The sequence below is a fragment of the Morganella morganii H1r genome (assembly GCF_000633515.1).
In the GTDB taxonomy this organism is placed as follows: Bacteria; Pseudomonadota; Gammaproteobacteria; order Enterobacterales; family Enterobacteriaceae; genus Morganella; species Morganella morganii_B.
Map to the genome: position 1 here is coordinate 46,088 of NZ_AYMP01000025.1, position 18,811 is coordinate 64,898.

Genomic DNA, 18,811 nt, shown 5'->3' on the forward strand with positions numbered 1-18,811 from the left:
CACCTGCGGGGAAAGCGGATAGTATGAATCATCAGGATGAGAAACCGATTATTTATCTTATCGGCGCCCGCGGGGCTGGCAAAACCACGCTGGGTAAACCGCTGGCACAGGCATTATTGTACGATTTTATTGACACCGATGCCTGTGTGACAGAACAGTGCCGGATGTCGATTTCCCGGCTGGTGGAACAATCAGGCTGGCTCCGCTTCCGGGAACTGGAAAGTGATGTGCTGCGTCAGGTCAGTCAACCACAGCGACTGGTCTCCACCGGCGGCGGCATTGTGATGGCACCGGAAAACCGGGCGTTTATGCAGTCCTCCGGCAAAGTGGTGTATCTGCGCGCCAGTGCCGAAACCCTGGCGGAACGGCTGTCACACACCCCTCAGGCACATCAGCGTCCGAGCCTGACCGGCAAGTGCATTGTGGAGGAAATGGCAGAAGTGCTGAGCAAGCGCGACCCTCTCTATCTGGAATGTGCGGATATTGTGGTGGATGCCACCTGTCCGGTACCGGAGCTTATCAGTCAGATCTGCACCCGCATTCACGCTGCGGTATAGTACCTGCTGCCGGATTACCGGGAACTACGGCACAAACCGGATAAAAATAATTCCGTACAATTCTGTCAGGTGGTTAATCAATCCTCTGTGTTATTATTAAAACGTCTGCCCGCCGAACTGATTGGCGGAATAATAAATACACAGGGAATTCAGTATGTTGATGAATGTATTACGTGCGCTGCTCCGCGGATTATTCCGTATTCGTGTTACTGGTGACCTGAGTAATCTTAATCAACCACGAAGTGTTATCACCCCGAACCATGCCTCTTTTATTGATGGTGTTCTGCTGGGGTTATTCCTGCCGACCCGGCCGGTATTCGCGATGTACACCAACTATGCCACGCCATTTTTCATCCGCTGCTTAAAACCGATTGCCGATATTATTCCGGTGGATCCGCGTAATCCGCTGGCATTGCGGCATCTGATCCGCGAAGTGGAAAAAGGGCGTCAGATAGTGATCTTCCCGGAAGGGCGGGTGACGATTACGGATTCTCTGATGAAGATCTACGACGGCGCTGCCTTTATTGCCGCCAAAACCGGGGCGAAAGTGATCCCGGTGCGGATTGACGGCGCGGAACTGACGTATTTCAGCCGGATGCGGAAAGTGATCAAAAGTCATTTTTTCCCGGCGATCACCATCCATGTTCTGCCGCCGGAAACCATTCCGATGCCGGAAGCACCGCGTGCCGCAGAGCGCCGCCGTCTGGCGGGGGAACATCTGCGCGACATTATGATGGACGCCCGTATGGCGTGCCGCCCGTCACTGACACTGCCGCAGGCGTTTCTCGGCGCGGTAAAACGCTACGGGCGTTTCCAGCGGATCATTGATGATGTCAATTTCAGTGAAGACAGTTATCAGGGGCTGCTGAAAAAATCCCTCGGACTGAGCTGTATTATCAGCCACCACACCAAAGAGGGGGAGCGCACCGGCTTCCTGCTGCCGAATGCCACCGTGATGGGCGCGGCGATCCTCGGTGCTTCCATGCGCCGCCGTATTCCGGCACTGCTGAACTACACGGCGGGTGTTGCCGGGCTGCGCAATGCCATGAAAGCGGCGGGTATTAATACCATCATCACCTCACGTCAGTTTCTGGAAAAGGGCAAACTGACCCACTTACCGGAACAGCTGACAGAAGCCAACTGGGTCTATCTGGAAGAGGCAAAAGCATCTGTTACCCTGAAAGATAAACTGTGGGTGATACGCCATCTGATTACACCGCAGGCAGCACTGCTGCCGCAAAAGCCGGAAGATGATGCGGTTATTCTCTTTACTTCCGGCTCGGAAGGCACACCGAAAGGTGTGGTACACAGCCACGACTCTCTGCTGGCGAACGTCGAACAGATTAAAACGGTTGCGGATTTCACGCCAAAAGACCGTTTTATGTCCGCACTGCCGCTGTTCCATGCTTTTGGCCTGACGGCCGGGCTTATCACGCCGCTGTTATGCGGCAGCCGGATTTTCCTCTATCCGAGCCCGCTGCATTACCGCATGGTGCCGGAACTGACCTATGATCAGAACTGTACCGTCATTTTCGGGACATCCACTTTCCTCGCCAACTATGCCCGTTTTGCGCATCCGTATGATTTTGCCCGTATCCGCTATGCAGTCGCCGGGGCGGAGAAGCTGGCGGAAGGCACCAGACAGGTCTGGCAGGATAAATTTGGTCTGCGCATCCTGGAAGGTTACGGGGTGACAGAGTGTGCGCCGGTGATCTCCATTAACGTGCCGATGGCTGCCCGCACCGGTACGGTCGGACGTCTGGTTCCGGGGATGGCAGCGCGGCTGCTGCCGGTTGCCGGGATTGAAAACGGCGGGTTGCTGCAGGTGCGCGGCCCGAATGTGATGAAAGGGTATCTGCGGGTGGAAAAACCGGGTCAGATTGAACCGCCGTCAGCGGAAAATGCACAGGGCGAGGTTCAGGCCGGCTGGTATGATACCGGTGATATCGTCACGATCGATAAAGACGGATTTATTACTATCCGCGGACGGGTGAAGCGCTTTGCCAAACTGGCCGGTGAAATGATCTCGCTGGAGAGTGTGGAGCAACTGGCACTGAGTGTCTCGCCGGAGAAACTGCACGTGGTGGTGACAAAACCGGATGCAAAACGCGGCGAAGCGCTGGTGATGTTTACCACTGACAGTGAACTGGATCGTACCCGACTGATGGCACAGGCAAAAGCGAAAGGATTACCGGAACTGGCGGTTCCGCGTGATATCCGTTATATCAGACAACTGCCGGTGCTCGGCAGCGGTAAACCGGATTTTGTCACACTGAAACAACAGGCATTACAGGAGCCGCAGGTATGACTGCCCCCGCCCCGTTACTGAACAAAGGCATGAAAGCGGTACTGGTTTCACAGTTTATTACGGCATTTGCGGATAACGCGATTCTGTTCGCCATCCTTGCACAGCTCAGCGCCCGGCACTATCCGGAGTGGAGTCAGCCGATGCTGCAGATGGTCTTTGTGCTGACCTTTATTGTACTGGCACCGTTTGTCGGGCAGATTGCCGACAGCTTCCCGAAAGGACGGGTGATGCTGTTGTCGAACGGCTGTAAGCTCATCGGTGCGGCGGTGATCTGCATTGGTACCGATCCGTTTCTGGGATACGGGCTGATCGGGGTGGGGGCTGCGGCTTATTCCCCGGCAAAATACGGGATCCTGGGTGAGCTGACCACCGGTGAACAGCTGGTGAAAGCCAACGGGCTGATTGAAGCTTCGACCATTGTGGCTATCCTGCTGGGATCGGTAACCGGCGGTTTCCTGTCTGATTACCATATTACAATGACACTGGTATTATGTACGGTGATGTACGCACTGGCGGCGGTGACCAGCATCTTTATTCCGCGTCTGCCGCCGGCGAAAACCGGTCTGAGCCGCAATCCGCGTACTATGGTGGTCACGTTTCTCCGTGCTGCGGTATCCCTGTGGAAAAACCAGGAAAGCCGCTTTTCCCTGACCGGTACCAGTCTGTTCTGGGGTGCGGGGGTGACACTGCGGCTGATGCTGGTATTGTGGGTTCCGGCGGCGCTGGGCATTACCGGCCAGACCATGCCGACACTCCTTAACGCGATGGTTGCTATCGGGATTGTGGCAGGAGCGGGTCTGGCTGCCCGTTTTATTACCCTGGAAACCGTACGCCGCTGTATGCCGGCCGGGATCCTGATCGGGGGGATGGTCATTATATTCGCCTTTCAGACGTCGATGGTGCCGGCCGGTATCACCCTGATTCTGCTCGGTGTATTCGGCGGACTGTTTTTGGTGCCGCTCAATGCGCTGCTGCAAAAGCGCGGTAAAGAGACGGTCGGGGCGGGTAACGCCATCGCGGTACAGAATCTGGGGGAAAATGGTGCGATGCTGCTGATGCTGGGGCTCTACTCCCTGGCCGTCAAAGCCGGTGTGCCGGTGGTGGCGATCGGCGCGGCATTTGGCAGCCTGTTTGCCCTCGCCATCGGCGGATTATGGCTCTGGGATATCCGCCGCAAAAAACAGATTTCACAACAGGAGTGACCGATGCATGATGAACAGACACTGATCCGGCGCAGTACGCAACTGGGCTCTTATCTCCTTGAGGCCGGTCTGAGCGTTACAACGGCTGAATCCTGCACCGGCGGGTGGATTGCCAAGGTGATCACGGATATCGCCGGGAGCTCGGCGTATTTTCAGCGCGGGTTTGTCACCTACAGTAATGATGCCAAACACAGTATGATCGGGGTATCAGAACAGTCACTGTCCGCCTTCGGGGCAGTCAGTGAGGCGGTGGTGCGGGAAATGGCCGCCGGGGCGCTGGACACCGCTGGTGCGGACTTAGCCGTCTCTGTCAGCGGTATTGCCGGGCCGGACGGCGGCAGTGATGAAAAGCCGGTCGGTACAGTCTGGTTCGGCTGGGCGTGGCGGGAAGAAACAGGAATAAAAACCGCGGCCCGCTGCTGGTGCTTTGCGGGCGATCGCAATGCAGTACGCTGTCAGGCGGTGCTGAAAGGGCTGGACGGATTAATTGCCATTCTGACAAAAAAACCACTTGATACTGTATGACTATACAGTATAATCAGTCCGACAGATTCAGTTGAAACCATTTTAATAACCCGGGCGGTGTCTCAGGGGTTGAGAAGGGAGTTTACATGGCTATTGATGAGAACAAACAGAAAGCACTGGCAGCAGCCTTAGGTCAGATCGAGAAGCAGTTCGGTAAAGGTTCGATCATGCGTCTGGGTGAAGACCGTTCCATGGACGTGGAAACTATCTCTACCGGCTCTCTGGCACTGGACGTTGCACTGGGTGCAGGCGGTCTGCCGCTGGGACGTATTGTTGAAATCTACGGGCCTGAATCTTCCGGTAAAACCACACTGACATTACAGGTTATTGCCGCTGCACAGCGTCAGGGCCGTGTATGTGCATTTATCGATGCGGAACACGCACTGGATCCGGTCTACGCCAAGAAACTGGGTGTGGATATTGATAACCTGCTGTGCTCCCAGCCGGACACCGGTGAGCAGGCACTGGAAATTTGTGATGCCTTAACCCGCTCCGGTGCGGTTGATGTCATCATTGTTGACTCCGTGGCTGCACTGACACCAAAAGCGGAAATCGAAGGTGAAATCGGTGATTCCCATATGGGTCTGGCGGCCCGTATGATGAGCCAGGCAATGCGTAAGCTGGCCGGTAACCTGAAAAACTCCAACACCCTGCTGATTTTCATCAACCAGATCCGTATGAAGATCGGTGTGATGTTCGGTAACCCGGAAACCACTACCGGGGGTAATGCACTGAAATTTTATGCCTCTGTCCGTCTGGATATCCGCCGTATCGGCGCGGTGAAAAACGGTGATGAAGTGGTCGGCAGCGAAACCCGCGTAAAAGTGGTGAAAAACAAAGTGGCTGCGCCGTTCAAACAGGCTGAATTCCAGATCATGTACGGTGAAGGTATCAACACCATGGGCGAACTGATCGACCTGGGTGTGAAACATAAACTGGTTGAGAAAGCCGGTGCATGGTACAGCTATAACGGTGAAAAAATCGGTCAGGGCAAAGCAAACGCCACGATTTACCTGAAAGAACATCCGGAAATGGCGGCTGAGCTGGATAAAAAGTTACGTGAGTTATTACTGAATCACAGCGGTGAATTCAGTACCGCAGCAGAAAGTTTCAATGAAGAAAGTGAAACTGAAGATGCGGGCAACGAAGAGTTTTAATTCGTAAAGCCACACTGATTTTAATATTTACAGTAATAAAATCATTGAGTTATTATGAAAGCTGTGTCCGTGAAGGGTACGGCTTTCTTTTTATCTGCGGACAACAGCCTGTCTCTGCCCCCTCATACCGTGTTCCTCATACAAAAAAACTCTACCGGCCGGATGGGTGCCGTTTGTACGAACAGACTTTCAGAAAAAGTTTATTCGCTTTACAATGGGTACAGCGAATGGATTTATCTGGGAATTAATGTTCAAGGGAAACCCTTAAATTTCTCTCCGCCTTGATTGATCCGAAGGTTGAATCGGAGCGGCTTCACAGTCTGTTTCGCAATTCATAAATCTTATTATTTCAGCTTGATTTCGGGATAAATATGAGCAAAAGCACCGCTGAGATCCGTCAAGCGTTTCTCGACTTTTTCCATACAAAAGGACATCAGATTGTCCAGAGCAGTTCGCTGGTTCCGAATAACGACCCAACGCTGCTTTTTACTAACGCAGGGATGAACCAATTCAAAGATGTTTTCCTCGGTCTGGATAAACGTCCTTACACCCGCGCCACGACAGCACAGCGCTGTGTCCGCGCTGGTGGTAAGCACAACGACCTGGAAAACGTCGGCTACACTGCACGCCACCACACTTTCTTCGAAATGCTGGGTAACTTCAGCTTCGGCGATTACTTCAAGCACGATGCCATCAATTTCGCCTGGGAACTGCTGACCGGCAAAGAATGGTTTAACCTGCCGAAAGAAAAGCTGTGGGTTACTGTCTATGCAACGGATGATGAAGCGTACAACATCTGGAAAGATGAAGTCGGTGTGCCGGCTGAACGCATTATCCGTATCGGTGATAACAAAGGTGCGCAATACGCCTCTGATAACTTCTGGCAGATGGGTGATACCGGCCCCTGCGGTCCGTGTACTGAGATTTTCTTTGATCACGGTGACCACATCTGGGGCGGCCCTCCGGGATCACCGGAAGAAGACGGCGACCGTTACATCGAGATCTGGAACATCGTCTTTATGCAGTTCAACCGTCAGTCTGACGGCACATTAGAGCCGCTGCCGAAACCATCCGTTGATACCGGTATGGGTCTGGAGCGTATTACGGCTGTTCTGCAGCACGTAAACTCTAACTATGATATCGATCTGTTCCGTAAACTGATTGCCGATGTGGCGAAAGTGACCGGTGCTGACGATCTGACCAGTAAATCACTGCGCGTGATCGCCGACCACATCCGCTCCTGTGCCTTCCTGATTTGTGACGGCGTTATTCCGTCCAATGAAGGCCGCGGTTATGTACTGCGCCGTATCATCCGCCGCGCTGTCCGCCATGGTTACATGCTGGGCGCGAAAGACACCTTCTTCTACAAACTGGTTTCGCCGCTGATCGACGTGATGGGCTCTGCCGGTGAAGAACTGGCACGTCAGCGCGTGATGGTTGAGAAAGTGCTGAAGTCAGAAGAAGAGCAGTTTGCCCGTACGCTGGAACGCGGCCTGCAACTGCTGGATGACGAATTAGCCTCACTGACCGGGGATACCCTGAGCGGTGAAGCGGCATTCCGTCTTTATGACACCTATGGTTTCCCGCTGGATCTGACTGCTGACGTCTGCCGCGAGCGTAACCTGAAAGTGGATGAAGCCGGTTTTGAAGCGGCAATGGAAGAACAGCGCCGCCGTGCCCGTGAAAACAGCGGCTTTGGTGCGGACTACAACAGTCTCATCAAAGTGGATAAGCGCAGTGACTTCTCCGGTTATGACCACAATGAACAGGCGGCAACCATTGTTGCACTGTACAAAGAAGGTCAGCCGGTGACTGAGCTGAATGCCGGTGATGAAGGTCTGGTGATCCTGGACAAAACCGCGTTTTATGCGGAATCCGGCGGCCAGGTCGGTGATACCGGTGTACTGTCAAGCAACGATGCGCAGTTCAGTGTTCTGGACACACAGAAATACGGCCAGGCTATCGGCCATGCCGGTCGTGTGGACAGCGGCAAACTGACAGTGAACCACAAAATCACCGCGAAAATCGACAAAGAGCGCCGTAATGCTATCCGTCTGAACCACTCGGCAACGCACCTGATGCATGCCGCGCTGCGTCAGGTTCTGGGTGAGCATGTGTCACAGAAAGGCTCACTGGTAAACGATAAATACCTGCGTTTTGACTTCTCTCACTTTGAAGCCATGACTCCGGCACAAATCCGTGAAGTGGAAACCCTGGTCAACGCCGAAATCCGCAAAAATGAGCCGGTCGTGACTGAGCTGATGGATCTGGAAGAGGCGAAAGCCAAAGGTGCGATGGCACTGTTCGGTGAAAAATACGATGAACGTGTCCGTGTACTGAGCATGGGCGACTTCTCAACCGAGCTGTGCGGCGGTACTCACGCAGCACGTACCGGTGATATCGGTCTGTTCCGTATTATCAGTGAATCCGCCACAGCGGCCGGTATCCGCCGTATTGAAGCGGTTACCGGTACCGGCGCACTGGAAAGCGTGAATCAGCAGTCTGACGCACTCTCTGCGGTGGCACAGCTGGTGAAAAGTGATGAAGCCGGTGTGAGTGAAAAAGTCAAAGCTGCACTGGATAAAATCCGCACCCTGGAAAAAGAGTTACAGCAACTCAAAGAACAGCAGGCTGCGCAGGAAAGTTCCTCCATGACCAAAGATGCCGTTTCAGTGAACGGTGTTAAACTCCTGGTGAAACAACTGACTAACGCCGAACCTAAAATGTTACGGACGATGGTTGATGATCTAAAAAATCAATTAAGCTCTGGAATTATTGTGCTTTCAACTATCAGTGATGATAAAGTTAGTCTCATTGCAGGTGTAACAAAAGATCTGACCGGTAAAGTCAAAGCCGGCGAACTGGTGGCCTTTATTGCTGAACAAATCGGCGGTAAAGGGGGCGGTCGCCCGGATATGGCTCAAGCCGGCGGGACAGATACCGCTGCTTTACCTGCTGCTATGGCAAGCGTTGAAAGCTGGGTGGCATCTCACCTGTAGTCTGAGTAAATCTGAACAGGAGCGCGCTCCGGCGTGCTCCTGATATTGGTGATTAGGTCTTTGTATCACTAACGTTAGGTCGCAATTTTTAACTACACTAAATATTGCAATGTGTCTAAAACTACATATAGTTTACAAATAATCATTGCTATACGCTTTCACGGTGTTGGATGGATAATGGCGGGTAAACTCAGAGGCCCGACTCTTTTAATATTTCAAGGAGCAAAGAATGCTTATTCTGACTCGTCGAGTTGGTGAAACACTCATGATAGGCGATGAGGTAACAGTGACTGTACTGGGTGTTAAAGGAAACCAGGTTCGAATTGGTGTCAACGCCCCCAAAGAGGTTTCTGTTCACCGTGAAGAAATTTACCAGCGGATCCAGGCTGAAAAATCTCAACCCAATAACAATAACAATAACTATTAAGTTGTGAGGTGCGCTCGTTACCGCAACGGGCGCCTTCTTCTTTTTTCCTGCCGCTATTATCCCGGTTCTGCTTTTTTTTTCCTGCAAAAATCGCCCGCTATTCTGTCACTTTTTCTGCACACGGCCGGATTTATTTCTCACCGCGTGTTAAGCAGATGTGGATCCCGTTGCCGTAAAAACCGCCGTATCGTTGTGAAAATCAACATAGTGAGCGGTAATTGTGCAAACGATCGTGAGATCTTAAAAAGTTGGGAAAAATTGTTTGACTTCTCAGTGGGGGAAAGTAATATGTGCGCCACACGACGACGAGATGACGGAAACGGAAATCATCGTTGTGTGGTCTGAAACAATGGTGAGATGGCCGAGAGGCTGAAGGCGCTCCCCTGCTAAGGGAGTATGCGGTCAAAAGCTGCATCGAGGGTTCGAATCCCTCTCTCACCGCCATTCAGATTGCACCCGTAGCTCAGCTGGATAGAGTACCCGGCTACGAACCGGGCGGTCAGAGGTTCGAATCCTCTCGGGTGCACCATTTAAACCCCACGATACTGTCATGGGGTTTTTATTTTGGCAAAAGAAAATGCTAAGATAAAAAATCAGTTCTGAAAAGATGTTTTAAGGTACGCACCCGTAGCTCAGCTGGATAGAGTACCCGGCTACGAACCGGGCGGTCAGAGGTTCGAATCCTCTCGGGTGCACCATCTTATCACCTTATTTCAAAACTGATTTCCGGTAACAGAATTAGTATGCGATGCACCCGTAGCTCAGCTGGATAGAGTACCCGGCTACGAACCGGGCGGTCAGAGGTTCGAATCCTCTCGGGTGCACCATCTTCCTCTCTTATCCCATATTCAGCACCCGTAGCTCAGCTGGATAGAGTACCCGGCTACGAACCGGGCGGTCAGAGGTTCGAATCCTCTCGGGTGCACCATATAAAAACCCCGCTCTTTGAGCGGGGTTTTTCTTTTTCCGTTTTTCCCGTCACTGAATCGAATCCGTTTTTACGTCATACTTGTTATCTGAAGTACAGATGCTTCTGAAACTGATCGTATAACAATGACATGTAAGTGGGATAATGCATTGTCGTGACAGTGGTTTCTGCTGTTCCGTTTGTGTGGGGCAGGGTTGAATCACAGCGACAATAGTCCGGCTTTGCGATAAAGTATCCCCCTTATGAATAATATCCATTATCAGGACGGGAGGTCGATTTGATCCCGGATGTATCCAAAGCGCTCTCATGGTTAGAGGCGCACCCCCGGATTTTAAAAGGCATCAACCGCGGCATTGAGCGCGAAACACTGCGTATCACGCCGGATGGTGCTCTGGCACGTACCGGTCACCCGGAAGGGCTGGGAAAATCATTAACCCATAAGTGGATCACCACGGACTTTGCCGAGTCACTGCTGGAGTTTATAACCCCGGTGGACTCGCGTATTGATTACACCGTGAAATTTCTGCGTGATGTGCACCGTTATACCGCGCGTCATCTGAACAATGAACGGATGTGGCCGCTGAGTATGCCATGCTTCATTGATTCTGAAGAGCATATCGAACTGGCGCAGTTCGGCACATCCAATGCCGGCCGTTTTAAGACACTGTACCGTGAAGGGCTTAAAAACCGCTATGGTGCGCTGATGCAGACCATTTCCGGTGTCCACTATAACTTCTCTCTGCCGATGGAATTCTGGCAGGCGTGGAGCGGTATCAGTGATGCGCAGAGCGGCAAGGATAAAATCTCCGACGGCTATTTTCGCCTGATCCGCAACTATTACCGTTTCGGCTGGGTGATCCCGTATCTGTTCGGTGCATCGCCGGCGATTTGCGGCTCATTCCTGCGCGGCCGCAAAACCAATCTGCCGTTTGAAACACTGCCGAAAGGGGCGTTATACCTGCCGTATGCCACGTCACTGCGTTTAAGCGACCTCGGCTATACCAACAAGTCACAAAGTGATCTGAACATCACCTTCAACCATCTGGACACCTATGTTGCCGGGCTGAAGAATGCCATTCAGATCCCGTCTGAAGAATTTGCCGCACTGGGATTAACCAAAGACGGAAAACACCTTCAGATTAATACTAACGTCCTGCAGATTGAAAACGAGTTCTATGCGCCTATCCGGCCGAAGCGTGTGCAGAAAGGCGACGAGTCGCCGTCAGATGCCTTACAGCGCGGCGGGGTGGAGTATATCGAAGTCCGTGCCCTGGATATCAACCCGTTCTCTGCCACCGGTGTCGATGAAACACAAATCCGTTTCCTCGACCTGTTCCTTATCTGGTGTGTGCTGGCGGATGCGCCGGAAATGAGCGCGGATGAACTGGCGTGTGCCCGCCATAACTGGAATCGTGTGATTCTGGAAGGGCGTAAACCGGGACAGGAAATCGGTATCGGCTGCGGCCGTGAAAAACAACCCTTGCAAAAAGTGGGTCACGCACTGTTTAATGATCTCCTGCGTGTTGCCGATGTGTTAGATACCTGCTCAGGCACACAGTATCGCGAAGTGTGCGAAGCACTGAAAGCACAGTTTGATGACCCGGAACTGACGTTCTCGGGGCGGATGCTGGCACTGATAAAAGAAGCGGGTATCGGAAGCTACGGGCTGGCCCTGGCAGATCGGTATCATGAAGAACTGACTCACGAGCCGTATGACGTGATCAGTGAAGCAGACTTTGCTGAACAATGGCAGGCTTCTGTCGGTAAACAAAAAGCGATGGAAGAGAGTGATACGATAAGTTTTGATGAGTATCTGGCGCTGCATGGCGGTCGCTGATTTCTGACAGATAAGAAAATGGCCACAATCAATGTGGCCAAAATAAATCTCTCAGAGAATAGGGATGATAACAATTTGCGCGTCTTTCAGTACATCAGACCGGCGTATTCAGAAAAAGTTTCATTCGTTCGGCATTTTTTACAAAAAAAGAGGAGCGGGAATTATGCCTTTGCTGGATAGTTTTTTAGTTGATCACACACGCATGGCGGCACCTGCGGTACGCGTAGCGAAAACCATGACCACCCCGGGTGGCGATACCATCACTGTTTTTGATCTGCGTTTTTGTGTTCCTAATGAAGAGATTCTGCCGGAAAGAGGAACGCATACACTGGAACATCTGTTTGCCGGTTTTATGCGTAACCATTTAAACGGCAACGGTGTTGAAATCATTGATATCTCACCGATGGGCTGCCGTACCGGGTTCTATATGAGCCTGATTGGTGCACCGTCAGAAACCCGTGTTGCACAGGCCTGGAAAGACGCTATGGCGGATATCCTGGCGGTCAAAGATCAGGCGAAGATCCCTGAGCTGAACCTGTATCAGTGCGGGACGTATAAGATGCATTCACTGGAAGAAGCACATCAGATTGCAAAAAACATCATTGAGCGCGATGTCCGCGTCAACAAAAATGATGAACTGCTGTTATCTGATGATGAGCTGGAAAAACTGCATCCGTAATTTTTCAGTCCCGGATACAAAAAAACCTGCGGCAGCAATGCGCGCAGGTTTTTTTATGTCTTCTTTTATCTTTCTCAGATATCAGCAGCGACATCGGTACCGGCTGGTTTCAGCGGCGACAGTTTTACCGTTTTAATCACATTCTCACCGATGGCAACCACTTCAAACTGATAGTGCCCGATGGCGACAAGGGTATTGAGTGTCGGGATATCACCGAGTTCTTCCAGCAGCAGGCCGTTAATGGTACGGGCACCTTCTTCCGGCAGGGAGAGGTTCAGGGCTTTATTGATTTCGCGGATATTGGCAGAGCCTTCAATCAGCAGCGTGCCGTCAGGCTGACGGGTGACTTCCTCGGCCAGCGACGGTGACATTGAGGTGGTAAAATCACCGACAATTTCTTCCAGGATATCTTCCACCGAGATAAGCCCCTGGATGTCACCGTACTCATCGACAACCAGTCCGACTTTTTCATTATTGCGCTGGAAATTCACCAGTTGCAGGTTCAGCGGTGTACTGTCCGGCACAAAGTAGACTTTATCAGCGGCCTTGATAAGCATTTGCTTGGTGAATTCCTGCTTCTCAATCATCAGTCGGTAAGCTTCACGGACACGCAGCATGCCGATAGCATCATCCAGTGAGTCACGGTAGAGCACTATCCGGCCGTGCGGCGAGTGCGTAAGCTGGCGCAGAATAGATTTCCACTCATCATTGATATCAATCCCGATGATTTCAGTACGCGGCACCATAATTTCATCCACACTGACTTTATCCAGATCGAGGATGGAGATCAGCATGTCCTGGTTGCGGCGGGACAGCTTGCCTTTGGACTCATTAACGATGGTTTTCAGTTCTTCTTTTGAAACCGCATCACTGCGGATCACGGTGCCGCGGATACCGATGCAGCGCATCAGAATCAGGGTTATCGCGTTAAATGCCCAGACCAGCGGCAGACAGATTTTTGCCAGCGGACGCAGCAGAAAACTGCTCGGAAAGGCAACCTGCTGCGGATAAAGTGCCGCAATGGTTTTCGGCATCACTTCGGCAAAGACGAGGATGATAAAGGTCAGCACCCCGGTGGCGATAGCCACACCGGCGTTGCCGTACAGGCGCATACCGACAATCGTACCCAGTGCGGAGGCGACAATATTCACCAGGTTATTACCGATAAGAATGAGACTCAGCAGGCGTTCCGGTTTCTCCAGCAGTTTCTCGACACGGCGCGCCGCCCGGCTTCCCTGTTTGGCCTGGTGGCGCAGCCGGTAGCGGTTGATGGTCATCATCCCGGTTTCGGATGCGGAAAAGTACGCTGAAATTATCACCAGTAAAATAAGAATGATAATCAGCGTGCTTGTTGAGACGTGCTCCACAGCGGTGTTCCTTTCTTTTGTGATGAGCGGAAAAAGGCGTTACAGAGACCGGCCGTTATGCATACAGCATCAGTTCCTGAAACAGACGGTGCCCGAAAAATGCCAGTGTGAGAATAAAGGCACCGGCGAAGTTAAACCAGATAACCCGTTTGCCGCGCCAGCCTTCATGATAGTGCCCCCACAGCAGCACGATATAGACACACCAGGCAACCATCGACAGCAATGATTTATGGATATTATCTTTATCAAAGATGTTATCCATAAACACAATGCCGGTGGCGAGTGTCAGTGTCAGCAGAATCACGCCGACCTGGGTGATATGGAACATTTTACGCTCGATAACCATTAACGGCGGCATATCCGGCGTAAACCTGAGGCGTTTGTTTTTCAGCTGATGATCCATCCAGCCGAGCTGCATGGCATACAGTGCCGCAATAATCAGTGTTGCGAAGCTGAGCAGCGCCAGACCGATATGCACAAACAGCGGTACACTGGCCTGTAAGTGGGTGATAAACTCGCCCGGCATCAGGGTGGCAAGAATCAGGTTGACCATCGAGAAGCTGTAAACAATCGGGATAAGAAACCATGCCCGGCCCTGAAACGCGACAATCGTCATAATGACGGAGACCAGCAGGCTGACTACCGAGCCGAGATTCAGCAGTGTCAGGTTCTGACCAACGCCCTGAAAAATCTGTGATTTAACCGCCACACCGTGACACACCAGCGCGATAACGGCAAAGATAAGCGCCAGTTTCCGGTAGCCGCGCTGATAGCGGAGCACACCCGGCATCAGGAGAACCAGGCTTAACAGATACGCGCTAATTGCAACAACAGAGATTTCAGGCATGGTTTTGTGATTATTCAGTCAGTAAGATGAAACAAAATTCATACGTCAGTATACCGCAGCCCGCAGATCACTCCAATGATTACACGATACTTTACGTAAATCGGTTCGCTGATTTGCTGCGGCGCGTGTTATAATCTCGGGTATCTTTTCTATTTTTAGCTCAGTTTTGGCAGAGTCGATGACATGTTTGATAATTTAACTGACAGACTTTCGCGCACCTTGCGCAATATCAGTGGTCGCGGACGACTGACGGAAGACAATATTAAAGAAACGCTGCGCGAAGTGCGCATGGCGCTTCTGGAAGCCGATGTTGCCCTGCCGGTGGTACGGGATTTCATCAACCGCGTCAAAGAGCGTGCCGTTGGTCATGAGGTGAATAAAAGCCTGACGCCGGGGCAGGAGTTCGTCAAAATCGTTCAGGGTGAACTGGTTGCGGCGATGGGCGAGGAAAACAACGCCCTGGATCTCTCCGCCCAGCCGCCGGCTGTGGTACTGATGGCCGGTCTGCAGGGTGCGGGTAAAACCACCAGTGTGGCGAAACTCGGTAAACTGCTGAAAGAAAAACAGAAGAAAAAAGTGCTGGTGGTCTCTGCCGACGTGTACCGTCCGGCGGCGATTAAACAGTTACAGACACTGGCAGAGACCGTGGGAATTGAATTCTTCCCGTCTGATGTGTCAGAAAAACCGATTGATATCGTTAAAAAAGCGCTGAAACATGCGCAGCTGCAATTCTTTGATGTCCTGCTGGTGGATACTGCGGGCCGTCTGCATGTCGATGAAGGCATGATGGGCGAAATCAAAGAGCTGCATGCAGCCATTAACCCGGTGGAAACCCTGTTCGTCGTGGATGCCATGACCGGTCAGGATGCGGCAAACACCGCTAAAGCCTTTAACGAAGCCCTGCCGCTGACCGGTGTGGTGCTGACCAAAGTCGATGGTGATGCGCGCGGCGGTGCGGCGCTCTCTATCCGCCATATCACCGGTAAACCGATTAAATTCCTGGGTGTCGGGGAAAAAACCGATGCACTGGAGCCGTTCCATCCGGATCGCGTTGCCTCCCGAATTCTGGGCATGGGCGATGTGTTGTCACTGATCGAAGAGATTGAGAGCAAAGTTGACCGCGATCAGGCGGAAAAACTGGCCTCCAAGCTGAAAAAAGGTGACGGGTTTGACCTCAACGACTTCCTGGAACAGCTTAAGCAGATGCGCAATATGGGCGGTATGGCCGGGATGCTGACCAAACTGCCGGGCATGTCTCAGGTGCCGGATGCAGTGAAATCGCAGATGGATGACAGCGTGCTGACCAAAATGGAAGCGATGATCAATTCCATGACCAAAAAAGAGCGCGTCAAACCGGAAATTATCAAGGGGTCCCGCAAACGCCGTATCGCGGCGGGTTCCGGGACTCAGGTGCAGGATGTCAACCGGCTGCTCAAGCAGTTCGATGATATGCAGCGCATGATGAAAAAGATGAAGAAAGGGGGCCTCGCGAAGATGATGCGGGGCATGAAAGGTATGATGCCGCCGGGTATGATGGGGCGGTAAAACAAAGAAAGTCACAAAGAATAATCACTTTGGATTGATTTTTTCGCCAAAGTGAGTAAACTTTTCGGGCTTTTTCTATGACAACCGGACGCCATTCCTCGATGGGGTCTGGTTGTTTGTCAATTCAATGAGGATGTTATGGTAACAATTCGTTTAGCTCGTGGCGGCGCAAAAAAGCGTCCGTTCTACCAAATCGTCGTAACCGACAGTCGTAATGCACGTGACGGTCGTTTCATCGAACGTATTGGTTTCTTCAACCCTATCGCTGCCGGTAAGGCTGAAACTCTGCGCTTAGATCTGGACCGTGTTGAACACTGGGTTGGTCTGGGTGCAACTGTCTCTGATCGTGTTGCTGTACTGATCAAAGACGCAAAAAAAGCAGCTTAATCTGTCACGGTGGCAACAATGAGCAAGCACACTAATCCGCAAGCCCCTTCTGATCCGATTGTACTCGGCAAACTGGGGTCATCTTACGGTATTAAAGGGTGGCTCAGAGTGTTTTCTTCCACCGAAAATACTGAAAGTATTTTTGATTATCAGCCGTGGTTTATTCAGCGTAACGGGGTGTGGCAACACATCGAACCGGAAGACTGGAAATCCCACAACCAGGATATGATCGTCAAACTCAAAGGGATTGACGACAGAGATGCGGCAAACGTACTGACTAACGCGGAAATCGTGGTGGACAGTTCGCAGTTACCGGAATTAGACGGCGATGATTACTACTGGAAAGACCTGATGGGCTGCCGTGTAGTGACCACCGGCGGATATGATCTCGGCACCGTAACCGATTTAATGGAAACCGGGTCGAATGATGTTCTGGTGATTAAAGCAAATCTGAAAGATGCCTTCGGCATGAAAGAGCGGTTAGTACCGTATCTTGACGGGCAGGTTATCAGGAAAGTTGATCTCACTGAAAAACTGATTGAAGTTGAGTGGGATCCCGGTTTTTAAACCTCCGGTGATGGTTTTGTCATTAAGTGGGACACGAAAATGTGGATTGGGGTTATCAGCCTGTTTCCTGAAATGTTCCTCTCAATAACCGGGCATGGTGTAACCGGACGGGCAGTAAAAAACGGCCTGATCAGTGTAGATTGCTGGAACCCGCGTGATTTCACGTATGACCGGCACCACACTGTGGATGATCGGCCCTACGGGGGCGGTCCCGGCATGCTGATGATGGTGGAGCCTCTGCGCAAAGCTATCCATGCAGCAAAAGCTGCCGCAGGTGACAATGCGAAAGTGATTTATCTTTCGCCGCAGGGCCGCAAACTCGATCAACAGGGAGTTTGTGAGCTGGCCGCCAACGAGAAATTAATTCTGGTGTGCGGCCGGTATGAGGGTGTAGATGAACGTGTTATCCAGACTGAAATTGATGAAGAATGGTCAGTCGGGGATTACGTGCTCAGTGGTGGTGAATTACCGGCGATGGTACTGATTGATGCGGTATCGCGTTTTGTCCCGGGTGTCCTCGGACATCAGGCATCAGCAAAAGAAGATTCCTTTGCTGACGGTTTGCTTGACCACCCGCATTATACCCGCCCTGAGGTGCTGGATGGCATGTGTGTTCCGCCGGTTTTACTGTCGGGCAACCATGCGGAAATTGATCGCTGGCGTATGAAACAGTCACTCGGTCGCACCTGGCTCAGAAGACCTGAACTTCTGGAAAGCCTAGCTCTGACTGACGAGCAAAGGATGTTGCTGGCTGAATTCCAGCGGGAATATCAGTCCGGAGCAACAAGTTAATCCAGGTATCCTGCGGGATATCTTTTGAAATATCAGTTTACCTAGGGTAAGAGATTTATTATGAGCAACATTATTAAACAACTTGAACAAGAGCAGATGAAACAAGACGTACCTTCATTCCGTCCGGGTGACACCGTGGAAGTTAAGGTATGGGTCGTTGAAGGTTCTAAAAAACGTCTGCAGGCATTCGAGGGCGTGGTTATCGCTATCCGTAACCGCGGTCTGCACTCTGCATTCACTGTTCGTAAGATTTCTAACGGCGAAGGTGTTGAGCGTGTATTCCAGACTCACTCACCTGTTGTTGACAGCATCAGCGTTAAACGCCGTGGTGCCGTTCGTCGTGCTAAACTGTACTACCTGCGTGAGCGTTCAGGTAAGGCAGCTCGTATTAAAGAGCGTTTGAACGCAAAATAATGCGCAAGCATCCGATATGACAATAAAAGGCCAGCCTCGTGCTGGCCTTTTTTATGCGCTATTTTATGTTCCTTTCCTGTCTGTTTTCCGTTCAATTCTCTGTATTGTTTATATGACGCCAAATTTTTTATGTAAATATATTTTTACATAAACTCTGTATTTTAAGGTGCCCCGCTTTTATCGGTTATTTAACACATTACGTTTTAGTTGCAGTATTTTATCTTTTATATCAATGTATTGTGTTTCACTTGGATACGGGTGAGATGATTTTAT

At 51.5% G+C, this 18,811-nt stretch carries 16 protein-coding genes and 5 tRNA genes; 19 read left to right on the top strand and 2 right to left on the bottom strand.

What is annotated here, in order from left to right; all coding sequences use genetic code 11:
• Positions 1 to 23 precede the first annotated feature (23 nt).
• The 14 genes from aroL (at position 24) to luxS (ending at position 12,619) form a co-directional block, all read left to right on the top strand.
• The gene (gene aroL / locus U868_RS0115495; RefSeq protein ID WP_025154090.1) at positions 24 to 557 is read left to right on the top strand and encodes a shikimate kinase AroL; all 534 of its coding nucleotides are present in this window, start codon (positions 24 to 26) and stop codon (positions 555 to 557) included.
• 154 nt (positions 558 to 711) lie between these two features.
• Positions 712 to 2,865: a bifunctional acyl-ACP--phospholipid O-acyltransferase/long-chain-fatty-acid--ACP ligase gene (gene aas, locus U868_RS0115500; protein ID WP_025154091.1), complete on the top strand. Its 2,154-nt coding sequence runs from the start codon at positions 712 to 714 to the stop codon at positions 2,863 to 2,865.
• Positions 2,862 to 4,067, top strand: coding sequence for a lysophospholipid transporter LplT (lplT, locus tag U868_RS0115505; protein ID WP_025154092.1), 1,206 nt, complete (start codon positions 2,862 to 2,864; stop codon positions 4,065 to 4,067). The genes aas and lplT overlap by 4 nt, the downstream gene beginning before the upstream one ends.
• 3 nt (positions 4,068 to 4,070) lie before the next feature.
• Positions 4,071 to 4,592, top strand: a complete 522-nt coding sequence (gene pncC, locus U868_RS0115510; RefSeq protein ID WP_025154093.1) for a nicotinamide-nucleotide amidase — start codon at positions 4,071 to 4,073, stop codon at positions 4,590 to 4,592.
• Positions 4,593 to 4,678: 86 nt separating this feature from the next.
• A complete protein-coding gene (gene recA / locus U868_RS0115515; RefSeq protein ID WP_025154094.1) occupies positions 4,679 to 5,749 on the top strand; it encodes a recombinase RecA in 1,071 nt (356 codons plus the stop codon).
• Between the two features lie 371 nt (positions 5,750 to 6,120).
• A complete protein-coding gene (gene alaS, locus U868_RS0115520; RefSeq protein ID WP_025154095.1) occupies positions 6,121 to 8,748 on the top strand; it encodes an alanine--tRNA ligase in 2,628 nt (875 codons plus the stop codon).
• 229 nt (positions 8,749 to 8,977) lie between these two features.
• Positions 8,978 to 9,175 (top strand): carbon storage regulator CsrA, encoded by a 198-nt coding sequence (gene csrA / locus U868_RS0115525; protein WP_025154096.1) that lies wholly within the window; start codon positions 8,978 to 8,980, stop codon positions 9,173 to 9,175.
• Between the two features lie 351 nt (positions 9,176 to 9,526).
• Positions 9,527 to 9,619, top strand: a tRNA-Ser gene (locus tag U868_RS0115530).
• An 8-nt stretch (positions 9,620 to 9,627) separates the two neighbouring features.
• Positions 9,628 to 9,704 (top strand) — tRNA-Arg (locus tag U868_RS0115535).
• Positions 9,705 to 9,796: 92 nt separating this feature from the next.
• A tRNA-Arg gene (locus U868_RS0115540) sits at positions 9,797 to 9,873 on the top strand.
• A 52-nt stretch (positions 9,874 to 9,925) separates the two neighbouring features.
• A tRNA-Arg gene (locus tag U868_RS0115545) sits at positions 9,926 to 10,002 on the top strand.
• Positions 10,003 to 10,026: 24 nt separating this feature from the next.
• Positions 10,027 to 10,103 (top strand) — tRNA-Arg (locus U868_RS0115550).
• Between the two features lie 277 nt (positions 10,104 to 10,380).
• Positions 10,381 to 11,940 carry a glutamate--cysteine ligase gene (gene gshA / locus U868_RS0115555; protein ID WP_025154097.1) on the top strand — a complete coding sequence of 520 codons (1,560 nt, stop codon included), beginning with the start codon at positions 10,381 to 10,383 and terminating at the stop codon, positions 11,938 to 11,940.
• 163 nt (positions 11,941 to 12,103) lie between these two features.
• Entirely contained in the window at positions 12,104 to 12,619 is a 516-nt protein-coding gene (gene luxS / locus U868_RS0115560; protein WP_025154098.1) for an S-ribosylhomocysteine lyase, read from the top strand.
• A gap of 74 nt (positions 12,620 to 12,693) precedes the next feature.
• Here the strand turns inward: luxS and U868_RS0115565 are convergent, their stop codons facing one another.
• A complete protein-coding gene (locus U868_RS0115565) occupies positions 12,694 to 13,986 on the bottom strand; it encodes a CNNM domain-containing protein (protein WP_025154099.1) in 1,293 nt (430 codons plus the stop codon).
• Between the two features lie 55 nt (positions 13,987 to 14,041).
• On the bottom strand, positions 14,042 to 14,833 hold the full coding sequence (locus U868_RS0115570) for a cytochrome C assembly family protein (RefSeq protein ID WP_025154100.1): 792 nt from the start codon (positions 14,831 to 14,833) through the stop codon (positions 14,042 to 14,044).
• A 183-nt stretch (positions 14,834 to 15,016) separates the two neighbouring features.
• On the opposite strand from U868_RS0115570, the gene ffh reads away from it, so the two are divergent.
• The 5 genes from ffh (at position 15,017) to rplS (ending at position 18,538) form a co-directional block, all read left to right on the top strand.
• Entirely contained in the window at positions 15,017 to 16,378 is a 1,362-nt protein-coding gene (gene ffh, locus U868_RS0115575; RefSeq protein WP_025154101.1) for a signal recognition particle protein, read from the top strand.
• 138 nt (positions 16,379 to 16,516) lie between these two features.
• Positions 16,517 to 16,765, top strand: coding sequence for a 30S ribosomal protein S16 (gene rpsP, locus U868_RS0115580; RefSeq protein ID WP_004237878.1), 249 nt, complete (start codon positions 16,517 to 16,519; stop codon positions 16,763 to 16,765).
• An 18-nt stretch (positions 16,766 to 16,783) separates the two neighbouring features.
• Positions 16,784 to 17,332, top strand: coding sequence for a ribosome maturation factor RimM (gene rimM, locus U868_RS0115585; protein ID WP_025154102.1), 549 nt, complete (start codon positions 16,784 to 16,786; stop codon positions 17,330 to 17,332).
• A 39-nt stretch (positions 17,333 to 17,371) separates the two neighbouring features.
• Entirely contained in the window at positions 17,372 to 18,124 is a 753-nt protein-coding gene (gene trmD / locus U868_RS0115590; RefSeq protein WP_004237880.1) for a tRNA (guanosine(37)-N1)-methyltransferase TrmD, read from the top strand.
• A gap of 60 nt (positions 18,125 to 18,184) precedes the next feature.
• Positions 18,185 to 18,538, top strand: a complete 354-nt coding sequence (gene rplS / locus U868_RS0115595) for a 50S ribosomal protein L19 (RefSeq protein ID WP_004237881.1) — start codon at positions 18,185 to 18,187, stop codon at positions 18,536 to 18,538.
• Positions 18,539 to 18,811 lie beyond the last annotated feature (273 nt).